Below are 14,014 nucleotides of genomic sequence, written 5' to 3' on the forward strand. Positions count from 1 at the left end.
CGGACCCGCCTCGCGCGAAGCACCTATTATAAAATCCGTCCTTTATTTTGACCCGCGGCCCGCTCCTTGACTTCTCGTCTTTTTGCCCTGATCCCCTGCGCCGGCACCGGCAGCCGCTCCGGCGCACCGATGCCCAAGCAATACCGCACGGTCGCCGGCCGGCCGTTGCTCCACTTTACGCTGGCCGCTTTCGACGCTTGCAGCGAGTTTGCGCAGACGCTCGTCGTGCTGGCGCCCGACGACACGCACTTCGATGCGCGTCGTTTCAGCGGCCTGCGCTTCGCCGTGCGGCGCTGCGGCGGCGCGACGCGGCAGGCTTCGGTGATGAACGGGCTCGCGGCGCTCGCGGAGTTTGGCGCCGCCGCGGACGACTGGGTGCTCGTCCATGACGCAGCGCGCCCCGGCATCACCCCCGCGCTGATCCGTTCGCTCGTCGCAGCGCTCAAGGACGACCCCGTCGGGGGCATCATGGCGTTGCCGGTGGCCGACACGCTCAAGCGCATGGATGCGGCGCGCGGCGGCCACATCGCGCGCACCGAGCCGCGCGACGGGCTGTGGCAGGCGCAAACACCGCAGATGTTCCGCATCGGCATGCTGCGCGAAGCGATCGAACGCGCGCAGCATGATGGCCATGATTTGACCGACGAGGCAAGCGCGATCGAATGGCTCGGCCACGCGCCGCGGCTCGTTCAGGGCAGCCTGCGCAATTTCAAGGTGACTTACCCTGAGGACTTCGAGCTCGTCGACGCGATTCTCAGGCATTCCCCGGCTGGCTGAGCGGTTCGCCGGCGGCGGGCGGCGGCCCGCTCAGCCAGTGGCGCTGCACTCGGACCTATTTATTCAATCGAAACCGGAAGCACGGATGGACTACAGAATCGGACAAGGCTACGACGTACACGCGCTCGTGCCAGGGCGGCCGCTCGTGATTGGCGGCGTGACGGTGCCGTACGAGCGCGGGCTGTTGGGGCACTCGGATGCCGACGTGCTGCTGCATGCGATCACCGACGCGCTTTTCGGGGCGGCGGCGCTGGGCGATATCGGCCGGCACTTTCCGGACACCGACGAACGCTTTGCCGGCGCCAACAGCCGCGTGCTGCTGCGCGAGTGCGCCGCACGGCTCGCGCAAGCCGGCTTTGCGATTCAGAACGTCGACAGCACGGTCATCGCCCAAGCCCCGAAGCTCGCCCCGCATATCGATGCGATGCGAACCAATATCGCCGACGATCTGGGCCTGCCGCTCGCGCGCGTGAACGTAAAGGCCAAGACCAACGAAAAGCTCGGCTATCTTGGCCGCGGCGACGGGATAGAGGCGCAGGCGGCCGTTTTGCTGCGCGCGCTTTAGCGCCTGTCCCGCTGATCGCGGGCTAGTTGCCTTCGATCGCGAGCACATTGGCTGCCGCGCTGACGACGGCCGCGATGCGCCCGACATCGCGCAGTTGCTGCGCCGACATGCCCTGCTCGTTTTTCAGCAGCGCGTAGTGCGAGCTTACGCAGAAATGGCACTTGCCGACGATCGACGCGGCGAGCGCGTACATTTCGAAGCGGCGCTTGTCGACGCCGCCATGGGTGGCGTACGCGCTCATCCGCAGCTCGGGCCGCTGGGTTTTGAGGTCCTCGTCGTTCGCCATTTCGACGTACGGATACCAGACATTGTTCATGCCCATCATGGCGGCCGCCGTCAGCGCGCCTGTGACCTGCTCGGGCGGCAGGACCCCGGACGAACGGATTGCATCCACGATCGTGGTGCATTTCGCGGCGAAGGCAGCGGCCAGCGCCACACCCGCCGCATCGGCGCCTTCCAGCGACGAGCGCGCGATCGTGCCATCGAGGTTCAGGCGGATGTCCTTCGCGTAATCGGGGATCTTTTCCTTGATCGCAGACAAGAATTCCATTGAAGACTCCTATCGAGTGACCGATAAAAAAGCCCGCCGGCCTTGTCGAGCACAGCGGGCTCGGTGCTTGACCGAAGCGGTTGCCGCAGCTTAAAGCGTTGCGCCGCCGACCGTGCGGTTGCACGGGCACAGTTCGTCGGTTTGCAAGCCGTCGAGAATACGCAGGACTTCCTGCGGGTTGCGGCCCACGTTCAAGTTGTTCACCGACACGTGTTGAATCGTGTTGTCCGGATCGACGATGAACGTTGCGCGCAGGGCCACGCCGGCTTCCTTGTCGCGCACGCCGAGCTGATCGATCAGCTCGCCCTTCACGTCGCCGAACGCGTAGTGGTTCAGGCGATTGAGGTCCTTGTGCTCGCGACGCCATGCCAGCTTCACGAACTCGTTGTCGACGCTACCGCCCAACAGCACGGCATCGCGTTCCTCGAAGTCCTTTTGCAGCTTCCCGAACTCGACGATCTCCGTCGGGCACACGAACGTGAAGTCCTTCGGATAGAAATAGATGATCTTCCACTTGCCCGGGAACGATTGTTCGGTGATCTCTTCGAACGCCGATTGACCGTTTTCTTCATGGTTGTTGAAGCCCGGTTTCGCGGCAGTGACGGTGAAGGCTTCCAGCTTATCGCCCACGGTTTTCATGCAGTGACTCCTCATCGGGTTGAAAAAACGCACTTCAAAAATACGCGCCCGCTGTAACGGATGCGTTACACGCCCCAACTATAACGCTATTGGAAAATTGTTGCAATAGATTTTATCTAATGAAACCGATAGCCTGCCGCGTTGCGGCATGCGAGGCGAGGGGGGTCGAGCGCTGCGCGACAGCCGGTCCGCGGCATCAAGCGCTTTTTCCCAGGGGGAACTCGATCGTGACTTCGAGACCGGGGCCCGGCGTACGGTTGCGCAAGCGCAACGAGCCGCGGTAGCGGCTCACGAGCCGCTGGACGATGGCCATGCCAAGGCCCGTGCCGTTGGCCTGGCTGCGCGCCGAGTCGACCCGATAAAAGGGACGCGTCACGAGCGCGAGCTGGTCCTCGGGAATGCCGGGGCCCTCGTCCAGCACGGCGAGTTCGACGCGCGAATGCGCGACTCGCGTCTCGAGCATGATGTGCGGAATCCCATCCATCTCGCTGTGGCCGTACTTCTTTGCGTTTTCGAGCAAATTGCCGACCACGCGTCGGACGTCGGTTTCGTCGGCTTCGATGATCGCGGACGGTGCGAGCCGCGTAATGAGCCGCACGCCGTCCTCACAGGCCATGCGGGCGGCCATCTCGCCCGCGACCTGCGAAAGATCGACCGACTCGGACGTACGCTGAACCGGCCGCGCATAGTCGAGAAAGCGGCCGATGATCATGTCCATTTGCTCGATGTCGTCGATCATGGCGTCCTTCGTTACCTGATCCGACGGGCTCATCTCGGTCTCGAGCCGCAGCCGTGCGAGCGGGGTGCGCAAGTCGTGCGAGATACCGGCGAGCATCAGTGCACGATCGGCTTCGAGCTGCTCGAGATCCCGCACCATCTGGTTGAAGCTGCGATTCGTATCCGCCGCGACACCGAGACCGCGCTCGGGCAGCGGTTCGGGGGCTTGACCGGAGCCGACCTTGCGCGCGGCGACGGCAAGCCGCGCAAACGGCCGGTTCACGAGGCTCGTGATGAATGCGGCGCCGAACAGCGACAGCGCGAGCGCAAAGATGCCCCAGCCGGCCCATTGCAGACCCGTGACGTTATCGAGCTGTTCCCGGTCGAGGGCGACCCAGTAGTCGTCCTCGTCGATCTTGAAGCTGATCCATACACCGGGAATGTCGTTGACCGATTGAGCGATGACGGTATCGTCGCCAAGCCGGCCGCGGATGTCATGTTCGATGAGCCGGTTGAGCGACTCGTCGGGCTGCAGCGTGTATTTGTCCGTCGTCTCGCGCGGATAGACGCGCACGCCCTCGTTGCTTTCGAGATCTTGCAGGAGCGCCCGCCGCAGGTCCGGATCCGAGTAGAGCAGCGCCGTGCGCGTGAGCTTGACGATCGCCACGAGCTGCAGCGCCACCCGTTGAGCGCGTGGCTCGCGCTCAATCACGCGAAAGCTCTGGAACCACGCGGCGAGACTCACCGCGATCAGCAGAGCGATCAGCAAGAAGGTGCGCCAGAACAGGCCCCCGAAGACGTGCGTGAGAATACGCCGGTCGATGCGCATGGGGCCTACTGACACAAAAGGAAAGGGACGGGCGACGGCAACCCGCCGATCACGCCGATCCGTCGGGGATGAAGACGTAGCCGAGCCCCCAGACGGTCTGGATGAAGCGCGGGCTGCTCGGATCGACTTCGATCAGCTTGCGCAAGCGTGAAATTTGCACGTCGAGGCTGCGATCGAATACTTCGTATTCGCGGCCCCGCGCCAGCTCCATCAGTTTTTCGCGCGAAAGCGGCTGGCGCGGATGGCGTGCGAACACCTTGAGCACGGAGAACTCCCCCGTGGTCAATGGGATTTCCTGGCCGGCTTTGGTCAGCGTACGCGTGGCGAGGTTGAGCGCGAAGTCGCCGAACTCGAAGACCTCGGCCGTTTCGGACGGCGCACCGGGCAACTCGGAGGGCGACTGTCGCCGCAGCACGGCGTGAATACGCGCAACCAGTTCGCGCGGATTGAAGGGCTTCGGCAGGTAGTCGTCGGCGCCCATTTCGAGCCCGACGATACGGTCCACGTCTTCTCCCTTGGCGGTCAGCATGATGATGGGCGTACGGTCGTTGCTGCCGCGCAGGCGGCGGCAAATGGACAAGCCGTCCTCGCCCGGCAACATCAGATCGAGCACGAGCAGATCGAAGCGCTCGCGCACCCAGAGCTTGTTCATTGCCGGCGCGTTTTCCGCGACGTAGACATTGAAGCCTTGTTCGCCGAGGTAGCGGCGCAGGAGATCGCGCAGGCGCGGGTCGTCGTCGACGACGAGAATTTTCGAGGGGTTTTTCGTTTCCATGGTCGGCATCTTAGCGCGATTGCAAACAGGGACGGGAAAGTACGAATTCTCGCGTTACAGTCAGTTACAAAATTTACCCCGCTTCGAGGGGGTGCGTAAACAGCGCACACGTAAACTTCTTCACCGAAAGCGGCTCTTCGGTGGATACTTCATCCGATACATTTTCATGCCCGCCACTCGCTCGGGCTCAAGCACACGTAATTCGAGGTCGCCGGTTGCCGCACAACGAAGGGAACAAGATGATGGACAGCGCGTGGCCGCGTATGCGCGCTCGGATCCTGGCGATCGCCGTTGCGGGCGCCATCGTCGGCGCTGCGGCTCCGCTCGGGGCCTACGCCCAGCCGCAGCGCCGAGGTGACGGCGAGGCGCAGCCCTCGTCCTCCTTTCGCCGCAACTCGTCCCATTCTCAACATCCCCGCGCGGCCAGCGCCGCTTCAGCGCCTATCGTGCGAACGAATACGCCGTTCGACTTCGGCACTCAGCAACGGGACGGACACCTGACACCGGAAGAGCGCCGCTTGCTGCGTCAGCACATCGAAGACGCCGTGCGCGAACTGTACAAACGCTGAGGCCGAGCGGCGACGGCGCGGCTCGCGCACGCTGCGACGCTTTCAACGCGAGCGGGCCGCGCGCCAGGCGATCCAGAGCTTGCGAATGGGTGTCAGCGCGATGCGCTGATGAAGCACGCGATAGCCGTCTCGTTCGATTTCGTCGAGCAGCGCGAGCGCCATGGCCGATTGAGCGCGCAGCGTACGCTGGGTCTTGCGTTCCGGTTGCGGGATGCCGGCAAGCGCGGCCACGATGGCCTCGCGTGCACGCCGCGTCTGAAAGCGCATGAGCTCGTCGAACGCGGGCGTGTACTTGCGGTTGATGAGCTCAGCCGCGCTGACCTGGAACCGCTGCAGTTCGTCGATCGGAATATAGATGCGGCCGTGGCGCGCATCGTTGCCGAGTTCCTGCACGAGCTGAGCCAGCATCAACGCGTTGCCGAGCGGCGGCGCCCATTGCGCGGCCGCCGCCGTGTCGCGGGCGGTGACGCGCGCCACGGCAAGCGCGAATGCGCCGCCGACCTGCTCGATATAGCTGCGCAGGTTGGGGTAGTCGAGATAGCGCGCCTGGTTCAGATCCATCTCGAAGCCGTCGACGAGCGCCTGCAGCGTGGCCGCTTCGCCGCCGATGTCCGCGCGGTGCGCGGCAAGTGCAACCGATACCGGGTGCGTCGGCTGTCCGGCCGCTAGCGAGGCGAGCTCTTGTTGCCACCACGCGAGCTTGGTTCTGCCGATGGCGGGATCGCTCGTCTCCCTTGCCGCTTGTTCGAGTTCGCGGCGCAGCGCGAAGAGCGCGGTCAGCAGCGGCTGCTTCGCAAGCGGTGCCTGGCGCAGCGCGTAGTAGACGCTGGAGCCCGGCGGGGCGGCTTTTTGCGCGCAGTACTCGTCGAAGTGACCCTGGATGGAACTGGATTCTTGTGACACGTCCGTAAAACTGATGAGAGGCGGCAGGAGCGGAGTGCGGATACTACCTCATCCCGACACGCCGCTCGTCACGCGGGCTCGCTTGCGCGAGCTCGCGCCGCCGGCGATCGGATATCGGTCTCGTCGAGAAAGCGGAGCACATGGCCGGCTCCCCCTTTCGTCCAGACATCGACATGGTCTGCGCCATCGACCACGGCGAGCCGGCGCGGCGCACGCACTCCCGCGTAGAGCTGCGCGAACTGCCGCGGGGGAATGACACCGTCCGCGTTGCCGCCGTAGATCAACACCGGCACGCGTACCGCGCCGATCTTGCGCAGGTTGTCGTAGCGATCGCGCACGAGCCAGCGTACCGGCAGCCGCGGGAAACGGGTAACGGCAACATCGGCGATGCAGGTAAAGGGGGCCTCGAGAACGAGCGCCTCGATCGCGAACTCGGTGGCGAGCTGGACGGCGACGCCCGAACCGAGGGAATAGCCGTGCAGCACGACGCGCGGGGTCTGCCGCAGGGCGAACTCGATCGCCGCTCGACCGTCGGCATAAAGGCCAGCTTCGCGCGGCTTGCCCCCGTTGCCCCCGTAGCCGCGATACTCGGCGAGCAGGACGCCGTAGCCGGCCGCGATCAGATCGTGTGCGATATGCACGCGCTGCGAAAGATCCTCGCCGTTGCCGTGAAAGAGCACGACGACGCGGCCGTCGGTTTGCGCAGGCGGCTTATAGCGAACGCTCAGCGCGAGTCCGTCCTGCGTTTTCAGCGTGACGCGTTCGAGTCGGTCCGCGGCGGGGTTGGGGGCGAGCCCGCGAATCTTTTCGAGTGGATAAATGAGCCGGCCCTGGAGCCAGAGCACAGCTGCCAAGGCGGAACCGACGCCGAGCCCGGCAACGCCGGCAGCCGACAACAGCGCGAGACGCGATGGGCGCTTCATCAATGCGAACCTCCCGATGGGAATTCTCTCGGTCTCCGGCGCGACATCGGTACTCGCGCAGGTGTGCACTCGATGACAAAGAGGGTAGCGCCGGGGGCGAAGCTGCGCAGCACAAATTCACGATGAGCGAGCGGTAGCGCGCCATGCTCGAGACAAAAGTAGCGCTTGGAAGCAGGACGCCGCATCGAACGCTGTGCAATGTTCGGGCCCGGTAGAGGGGGGGGCGGGAAGGCAGGGATCGACTCGCGCCTAGGCGTGCATTGCCGACGAATCGGTACAAACCTTGATCCTGCTCAGACATTCGATCCGGGACTGTGCTTATATCACGCTATGAGGTAAGTGCACGCACGTCACCGTTGCCCTGGCGGATAGGGCCTTTGTGATCTGCGGCTGCACCATGATCGACCACACGCGAGAAGCGGCATACGGAAACCAAGATGAAGATCGGCGAACCGGAGCAACGTATCACTGACCAACGAGCGGCCGGCTGGCCGGTGCTGAGGCTCGGATTCAGGCCTTTCTATCTGGGAGGTACCGCTTTCGGTCTCCTTGCCGTCGGGCTCTGGCTCGCCGGCTTGCATGGCTATCCGGTCGCCGGGCGAGAGCCGACGATGACGGGCGTGATCTGGCATGTTCACGAGATGCTTTTCGGGTTCGTGGCGGCCATCGTCGTCGGCTTTTTGCTGACCGCGGTGCGTGCGTGGACCTCGCGCGAAACGCTGCACGGCATACCGCTCGCGCTTGTTTGGCTGCTCTGGGCCGCGGGACGTATCCTCGTCTGGACCGGGCCGCCGCTCGTAGCCGCCGTCGTGGACTGCGTCTTTTTGCCGCTGGTGGCGTTCGTGCTTGCGCGTGTATTGCTGCGTGCGGGCAACCGGCACAACGTTTTTCTGCCCGTCGCGTTGGGACTGCTCGGGATTTTGAATGTGCTGTTTCAGATGTGGGCCTGGCAGGGACGATTCGATCTCGCGCTCCGTACGGCGTATGCGGCGACCGGGCTCATCATCCTGTTCGTCGCCGTCATTACCGGCCGCGTCGTCCCGATGTTTACGATGAACGCCATTCCCGGGTTCACTGTGCGCCGTTGGAAGTGGATCGACGCGCTCGCCTACCCTGTTCCGCTCGTCGCGCTCGTGCTCGATGCCGTGAATGCGCCGGCCGTCGCGGTCTTCGTCTTCGCACTCGCTGCCGCAGTGATTCACGCCATCCGTATGATCGGTTGGCGCTCCTGGCGCGTCGGAGCGCGCCCGATACTCTGGATCCTGCATGCGGCTTGTCTCTGGATACCGATCGGCTTCGTGCTGCTGGCATGCTCCGCGCTCGGTCGCGCGCCGCATTCGCTCGCGATCCACGCGTTGACGGTGGGCGCGATGGGCGGCGCGATCATCGCAATGGTGACGCGCACCGCGCTCGGTCATACCGGACGGATGCTCGTGGCCAAGCGTCACGAAGTGCTGAGCTATTGGCTGATGATGGCCGCCGCGGCATTGCGCGTCCTTGGACCGCTGGCCGCGCCTGGCGCGACGGGCGTTTGGATCGATGCGGCCGGCGTATGCTGGTGCCTGTCGCTGTTCGTCTATCTGATCAAGTACGGACCGTTTCTCACGGCGCCGCGGGTGGACGGCAAGGCCGGATGATGTCACGCACGTTTTCCCTTTTGCTGAACCCTTGAATGCAGCGTTGCGGATATAGTCGCGCCAAGACCAACAGCATGATATGGAGAACGGCAATGAACGACCTGTGTATCGAACTCGACCATCAGCCCGGCGCCTTGGCGCGCATGGGGGAAGTGCTCGGCGCCAAAGGCCTGAGCGTGGAGGGCGGCGGCGTATGGAGCGTCGACGGACGTGCGACCGCACATTTCCTCTTTGAAGATGGCGCAGCGGCGGCGCATGCGCTGCGGGAGGCCGGCATGGTCGTCCATGCTGTCAATGACGTGCTCGTCCAGCGGCTGAAGCAGGACGTCCCGGGCCAACTGGGCAAGATCGCCCGGCGCATGGCGGATGCCGGCGTCAATATCGAAGCGATGTATAGCGATCACGACCATCGACTGATCCTGGTGGTCGACAACTATGCGGCGGGACGAGAGGTTTCGGAGGCGTGGGAGCGGGAGCGTGCCGAGCATGAGAACAACAAGGGAGGAGGGCACTGATGAGTCAGCACCGATACGCGTTGACGGTGGAATGGACCGGAAACCTCGGCGTGGGTACGCGCAGCTACCAGGCGTACAGCCGGGATCACGTGGTCCATGTTTCGGGTAAGCCGTCGATCGACGGATCGAGCGATCCGGCATTTCGCGGCGACGCCACGCGGCACAACCCCGAGGACCTGTTTGTCGCCAGTTTGAGCGCGTGCCACATGCTCTGGTATTTGCATCTGTGCTCGGCCAACGGGCTTGTCGTCAATCGTTATCGCGACGCTGCATCAGGCACGCTTTCGTTGAAGGCCGACGGTTCCGGCGCATTCTCGAACGTGACACTGGCACCGGAGGTCGTGCTCGCCGCCGGCATCGACGAGCACACGCGGCAACGCGCGATCGAGTTGCACGAAGCGGCACACCACATGTGCTTCCTGGCCAATTCGGTTACGTTCGAGATGGTCGTCGAACCCACGGTCCGTTTCGAAGACGAAGCGGCGGATACGGGTAGCTGAACGGTCCTTCGCGCCCATGGCGGCGTGACAGACGCGGCCTCGCTAGAATTGGCGGCAATCCGGGAGAAAGGAGGATGCGATGACCGCTTCAGGTTTGTCCGTATTCGCGCTGGCGCTGGTCGTGACGGCTGGCTCGCCCGGCCCAAGCGTCGCCGCACTCGTCGCGCGCGTGCTGACCAACGGCGTGCGCGACGTGCTGCCGTTTCTCGTGGCGATGTGGTTCGGTGAAGCGTTGTGGCTGACGTGTGCCGTGACGGGACTCGCGGTGCTCGCGCGCACGTTCGAGGCAGTCTTTGTCGTCATCAAATTTGCCGGCGTCGCCTATCTGCTGTTTCTCGCCTGGAAAATGTGGTCTGCGCCGGCGCAGGTTCGTGACGATGCATTGCCGAGCGCCAGGTCGCCCGTTCGCATGTTCACTGCCGGCCTGACGGTCACCCTCGGCAATCCGAAGATCATGATTTTCTATCTGGCGCTGTTGCCGACGATCGTCGATCTATCTCGCGTGAGCCTGCATGCATGGTTCGAACTCGTGGCGACGATGCTCGTCGTGCTCGCGAGCACCGATTCCTTCTGGGTCCTCGTCGCGGCCCGTGCGCGCAAGCTGTTGACGAGCCGGCGCGCCGTGAAGATCTCGAATCGCGCGAGCGCGACCATGATGGCCGGCGCTGCCGTCGTGATTGCGACACGCTGATTCTCGTAGTTCGCGCAAGTTTCCGTAGTTCACCGTTACGCCCCGGCTAAACGAACATCGCGCGTTGCGCGCGTTGATACTCGAGTTTGCGTCGCTCGACGCATTGGCAGCCGATGCGGCGAGCTGCAGGATTCCGTAGTCGCTCTTGCGGCGATCCATCTGCTGGCGTACGCATGCAGGCCTTATCCGATAAGCCTCATGGCGCTTTCGCCCGGGCGTTCAGGCGAAAGTGGAGTCTACGAAATCTAGCGCCGATCTGCCTCCGTTCCCGCGCTAACCTGAAGCTATGCAGTTTCGGTGACCGATCTTCGAGGGAGACGTTGACGTCATGGATGAAATCGAACGCGAGCTGGCCAAGCTGATCACCGAGGGACTCGATCTGGACATCGACCCGCAGAGCATCGACCCCGCGACGCCCATTTTCGGCGAGGGTCTCGGTCTCGATTCGATCGATGCACTCGAGCTTGGTCTGCTGTTGTCGTCGACCTATCGGATCACCATCACGCCGGGCGACCAGAAGAACCACGAGATATTCCGCTCGCTGAGGGCGCTCGGCCGTCATGTCGAGCAGCATCGGGCCGCACAGACTCATTGATGCCAGCCGTCACGAGGGTAGAAGGCTCCACGATGACGGTGACGGGAGGGGCGAGATGCGTGATTCGCGATACCGTGGGTGCCAGCCATGCGGCGATACCCGGCCATTTTCCCGGCCATCCGGTCGTGCCGGCCGTCGTCCTGCTCGAGCGCGTCAGCCGTGCCGTCGCGCAATCGTATGCCGGCGCCGCGATTACGCGCATCGAGCACGTGAAATTCATGGAGGTACTGCGCCCCGGCGAACCGTTCGAGATCGTGCTCTCGATCGATGACGACGTCGTCTCTTTTCAATGCGTGAAGGACGCCGGTTCGCTTTTCGCGGCCGGCAGGCTCCGCGCGGAGGTCAATGCAGCATGACGAACGCATCGGCGCCGATCGCGCCGCTTTACGTGAACGCCTATACCCTGACCAGTGCGCTCGGTGCAGGCAACGAGGCTGCGTTGGCCGCGTTGCGCTCGGGTCGGGGCGGGCTGCGCGAACTCGAGTTGCGCACCGGCCGCAAGACATGGCTCGGTCTCGTGGATGACGAGGCCATCGGCGGTTCGCTCCGTGGCGAGTTTGCGGGCTTCGATTGCCGCGCGCATCGCATGCTTGGCCGGGGCGTCGAGCGCGACGGCTTTCCGCTCGCCGTGGCCGGTGCCCGCGAGCGGTATGGCGCCGAGCGTGTCGGATGTTTCGTCGGTACGATCGCGTCGGGACTGGCACATCTCGAAGCGTGCTATGTCCGTCATGCCCCGAGCACCGACGATCTCGGTTCGGATGTCCGCGTGCGTCATACCGCGCACCTTTTCTCGGCAACGGAATACGTCATGCGTGTGCTTGGTCTCGACGGGCCGTCGGCCACGATCTCGACGGCATGCTCGTCGAGCGCCAAGGTGTTCGCTACCGCATACCGTCATATCGCGGCGGGTCTGTGCGATGCGGCGGTCGTGGCAGGCATCGATTGCGCGAACGAAGGATTCATTTACGGTTTTCACTCCTTGGGCTTGCTGTCGGCGCAACCGTGCCGGCCGTGGGACCGCAATCGCGACGGTATCAGCATCGGCGAAGCAGCCGGCTTCGCCTTGCTCGAACGCGCGCCGCGCGGCCATGGCGCCGTGGCGTTGACGGGCTTCGGGGAGAGTAGCGACGCCTACCATATGACCGCGCCACACCCGGAAGGCGAAGGCGCGCGCGTCGCGATCGAGCAGGCGTTGCGCCGCGCCGGTCTCGCTGCGGCCGACATCGACTACGTCAATCTTCACGGCAGCGGAACGCCCTCGAACGATCGGTCCGAAGATGCCGCGATCGCCTCGGTGTTCGGCGGCGCATGCGCTAGCAGTTCGACCAAGGGCTGGACCGGTCATACCCAGGGGGCTGCCGGTATCACCGAAGCGGTGCTGTCGTTTCTGTGCATGCGCGCGAACCTCGTTCCATCGACATTGAACACGACCGATCCCGATCCGGACCTGCGAACAGACGTCGCGCTCGAGAACCAGGAGAGGCCGTTGCGCCGCGTGCTCAGCAATTCATTCGGCTTCGGCGGCAACAACTGCGCGCTCATTTTCGAGGCGGTCCAATGAAGACACTCTTCGTCGAAGCGCTCGAGGTACTGGGCCCCGGACTGTCCGGCTGGGACGAGGCTGCCGCCACGCTGCGGGGCGAGAAGCGCTATGCCCCGTGCGAATTCGAGGCCGGCGAACCGGAAATGCTGGCGCCGAACGAAAGGCGGCGCGCGACAGCCGCGATTCGTCTTGCGTTGCGTGTCACCGAACAACTCGCGAAGCGCTCGTCGCTCGATCTGGCCGCGCTGCCTTCGGTGTTCGCGTCTTCAGCGGGCGATCTTCACGTGACCGATCGCGTTTGCGTTGCGCTGGGTCGACCGGGAGTACCTGTGTCTCCGTTCCATTTCCACAACATCGTGCACAACGCGAGCGCCGGCTATTGGTCTATCGGTGCGCACGCGTGCGGCGGCTCGACGAGCCTCAGCGCGGGCGAGACAACGTTTGTCGCGGGTCTGCTCGAGGCCGGCTGCCTGGTACTGACCGAGCGTGCACCCGTGCTCTTCGTCTGCTACGAGCAGCCGGCGCCTGCGCCGATCGGAGCGCATCTGCCCATCGTCGCACCGTTCGCGGCGGCGATGACGATTCATCGCGAGCGCGCCGGCCCCGATTGTTTCGCGATGCATATCGAGCATGTCGCGAGGCGGGACGTTACGGCTATGGCGGACGACGCGCTCGAACGCTTGCGCAGCGGTAATGCAGCCGCTCGCGCATTGCCGCTGCTCGCCCGGCTCGCATGCCGCAGCGACGAGCGCGTCTTTCTCGCAACGGCGCCGGAAGGCGCGCGAACGAGCGTGGCCATTCATGTCGAACCGGCTTGACGGTCCAGACATCTATCGCCGGATTCCCCATGCGGGAGCCATGTGCCTGCTGGCGGCCGTTCGGGAGTGGGATGCGAGCGGAATTGTCTGCACGGCGCATTCGCATGCGCAGGCCGACCACCCGCTGCGCGAAGACGGTCGATTGAGCAGCATGCATGCGATCGAGTATGCGGCGCAGGCCGCGGCGCTTCACGCGAGTCTCACCGGCGAGACCGGCGAGACCGTCGGGACCGGCGAGGCTCGCGCGCTGCGGCGCGCGTACATTGCTGCGCTGCATGCAGTCGAGCTCTGTTCACACTCGCTCGACCACGATGAAATGATTCGGAGTCCTCTGGAGATTCGAGCGCAATTGACTGCGGCGGGCGCGACAGCCGCGCGCTATGGGTTTTCCGTGGTGTGCGGCGCAGTCTGTATCGCTCGCGGCACGATGACCGTTGCGATGCCAGAGTGAATTTTTTCGATGGAGCG

Annotated in this window: 18 protein-coding genes; 12 read left to right on the forward strand and 6 right to left on the reverse strand. The window is 64.4% G+C overall.

What is annotated here, in order from left to right; all coding sequences use genetic code 11:
* Positions 1-66 precede the first annotated feature (66 nt).
* Both ispD and ispF read left to right on the forward strand, forming a co-directional pair.
* Positions 67-777 carry a 2-C-methyl-D-erythritol 4-phosphate cytidylyltransferase gene (gene ispD / locus VGL01_RS19465; RefSeq protein WP_331572219.1) on the forward strand — a complete coding sequence of 237 codons (711 nt, stop codon included), beginning with the start codon at positions 67-69 and terminating at the stop codon, positions 775-777.
* Positions 778-862: 85 nt separating this feature from the next.
* On the forward strand, positions 863-1,342 hold the full coding sequence (gene ispF / locus VGL01_RS19470) for a 2-C-methyl-D-erythritol 2,4-cyclodiphosphate synthase (RefSeq protein WP_331572221.1): 480 nt from the start codon (positions 863-865) through the stop codon (positions 1,340-1,342).
* Positions 1,343-1,364: 22 nt separating this feature from the next.
* Here the strand turns inward: ispF and VGL01_RS19475 are convergent, their stop codons facing one another.
* The 4 genes from VGL01_RS19475 to ompR all read right to left on the reverse strand — a co-directional run bounded on the left by VGL01_RS19475 (position 1,365) and on the right by ompR (position 4,861).
* Positions 1,365-1,892, reverse strand: coding sequence for a carboxymuconolactone decarboxylase family protein (locus VGL01_RS19475; RefSeq protein WP_331572223.1), 528 nt, complete (start codon positions 1,890-1,892; stop codon positions 1,365-1,367).
* Positions 1,893-1,982: 90 nt separating this feature from the next.
* Positions 1,983-2,531, reverse strand: a complete 549-nt coding sequence (locus VGL01_RS19480) for a peroxiredoxin (protein WP_331572225.1) — start codon at positions 2,529-2,531, stop codon at positions 1,983-1,985.
* 196 nt (positions 2,532-2,727) lie between these two features.
* Positions 2,728-4,077, reverse strand: coding sequence for an ATP-binding protein (locus VGL01_RS19485; protein WP_331572226.1), 1,350 nt, complete (start codon positions 4,075-4,077; stop codon positions 2,728-2,730).
* A gap of 49 nt (positions 4,078-4,126) precedes the next feature.
* Positions 4,127-4,861, reverse strand: coding sequence for a two-component system response regulator OmpR (gene ompR, locus VGL01_RS19490; RefSeq protein WP_414720301.1), 735 nt, complete (start codon positions 4,859-4,861; stop codon positions 4,127-4,129).
* 230 nt (positions 4,862-5,091) lie between these two features.
* Between ompR and VGL01_RS19495 the strand changes: the two genes are divergently transcribed.
* Entirely contained in the window at positions 5,092-5,421 is a 330-nt protein-coding gene (locus VGL01_RS19495) for a hypothetical protein (RefSeq protein WP_331572228.1), read from the forward strand.
* Positions 5,422-5,463: 42 nt separating this feature from the next.
* On the opposite strand, the gene hpnD is transcribed toward VGL01_RS19495, so the two are convergent.
* A complete protein-coding gene (hpnD, locus tag VGL01_RS19500; protein WP_331572230.1) occupies positions 5,464-6,324 on the reverse strand; it encodes a presqualene diphosphate synthase HpnD in 861 nt (286 codons plus the stop codon).
* Between the two features lie 68 nt (positions 6,325-6,392).
* The gene (locus tag VGL01_RS19505) at positions 6,393-7,247 is read right to left on the reverse strand and encodes an alpha/beta hydrolase (protein ID WP_331572232.1); all 855 of its coding nucleotides are present in this window, start codon (positions 7,245-7,247) and stop codon (positions 6,393-6,395) included.
* Between the two features lie 437 nt (positions 7,248-7,684).
* Here VGL01_RS19505 and VGL01_RS19510 point away from each other — a divergent pair, with 437 nt between their 5' ends.
* From VGL01_RS19510 to VGL01_RS19550, 9 genes are all read left to right on the forward strand, one after another.
* The gene (locus VGL01_RS19510; RefSeq protein ID WP_331572234.1) at positions 7,685-8,884 is read left to right on the forward strand and encodes an NnrS family protein; all 1,200 of its coding nucleotides are present in this window, start codon (positions 7,685-7,687) and stop codon (positions 8,882-8,884) included.
* Between the two features lie 92 nt (positions 8,885-8,976).
* On the forward strand, positions 8,977-9,399 hold the full coding sequence (locus tag VGL01_RS19515) for an amino acid-binding protein (protein ID WP_331572236.1): 423 nt from the start codon (positions 8,977-8,979) through the stop codon (positions 9,397-9,399).
* Positions 9,396-9,899: an OsmC family protein gene (locus VGL01_RS19520; protein ID WP_331572331.1), complete on the forward strand. Its 504-nt coding sequence runs from the start codon at positions 9,396-9,398 to the stop codon at positions 9,897-9,899. Before VGL01_RS19515 ends, VGL01_RS19520 begins: the two co-directional genes overlap by 4 nt.
* 79 nt (positions 9,900-9,978) lie before the next feature.
* On the forward strand, positions 9,979-10,590 hold the full coding sequence (locus VGL01_RS19525) for a LysE family translocator (protein ID WP_331572238.1): 612 nt from the start codon (positions 9,979-9,981) through the stop codon (positions 10,588-10,590).
* Between the two features lie 328 nt (positions 10,591-10,918).
* A complete protein-coding gene (locus VGL01_RS19530; RefSeq protein ID WP_331572240.1) occupies positions 10,919-11,185 on the forward strand; it encodes a phosphopantetheine-binding protein in 267 nt (88 codons plus the stop codon).
* Between the two features lie 32 nt (positions 11,186-11,217).
* Positions 11,218-11,541 carry a hypothetical protein gene (locus VGL01_RS19535; RefSeq protein ID WP_331572242.1) on the forward strand — a complete coding sequence of 108 codons (324 nt, stop codon included), beginning with the start codon at positions 11,218-11,220 and terminating at the stop codon, positions 11,539-11,541.
* A complete protein-coding gene (locus tag VGL01_RS19540) occupies positions 11,538-12,746 on the forward strand; it encodes a beta-ketoacyl-ACP synthase (protein ID WP_414720302.1) in 1,209 nt (402 codons plus the stop codon). The genes VGL01_RS19535 and VGL01_RS19540 overlap by 4 nt, the downstream gene beginning before the upstream one ends.
* The gene (locus VGL01_RS19545; RefSeq protein WP_331572244.1) at positions 12,743-13,546 is read left to right on the forward strand and encodes a beta-ketoacyl synthase chain length factor; all 804 of its coding nucleotides are present in this window, start codon (positions 12,743-12,745) and stop codon (positions 13,544-13,546) included. Before VGL01_RS19540 ends, VGL01_RS19545 begins: the two co-directional genes overlap by 4 nt.
* Complete coding sequence (locus VGL01_RS19550) at positions 13,530-13,997, forward strand: 3-hydroxylacyl-ACP dehydratase (RefSeq protein WP_331572246.1); 468 nt, start codon at positions 13,530-13,532, stop codon at positions 13,995-13,997. Before VGL01_RS19545 ends, VGL01_RS19550 begins: the two co-directional genes overlap by 17 nt.
* Positions 13,998-14,014 lie beyond the last annotated feature (17 nt).

It is taken from the genome of Trinickia sp., assembly GCF_036503415.1.
Classification (GTDB): Bacteria; Pseudomonadota; Gammaproteobacteria; order Burkholderiales; family Burkholderiaceae; genus Trinickia.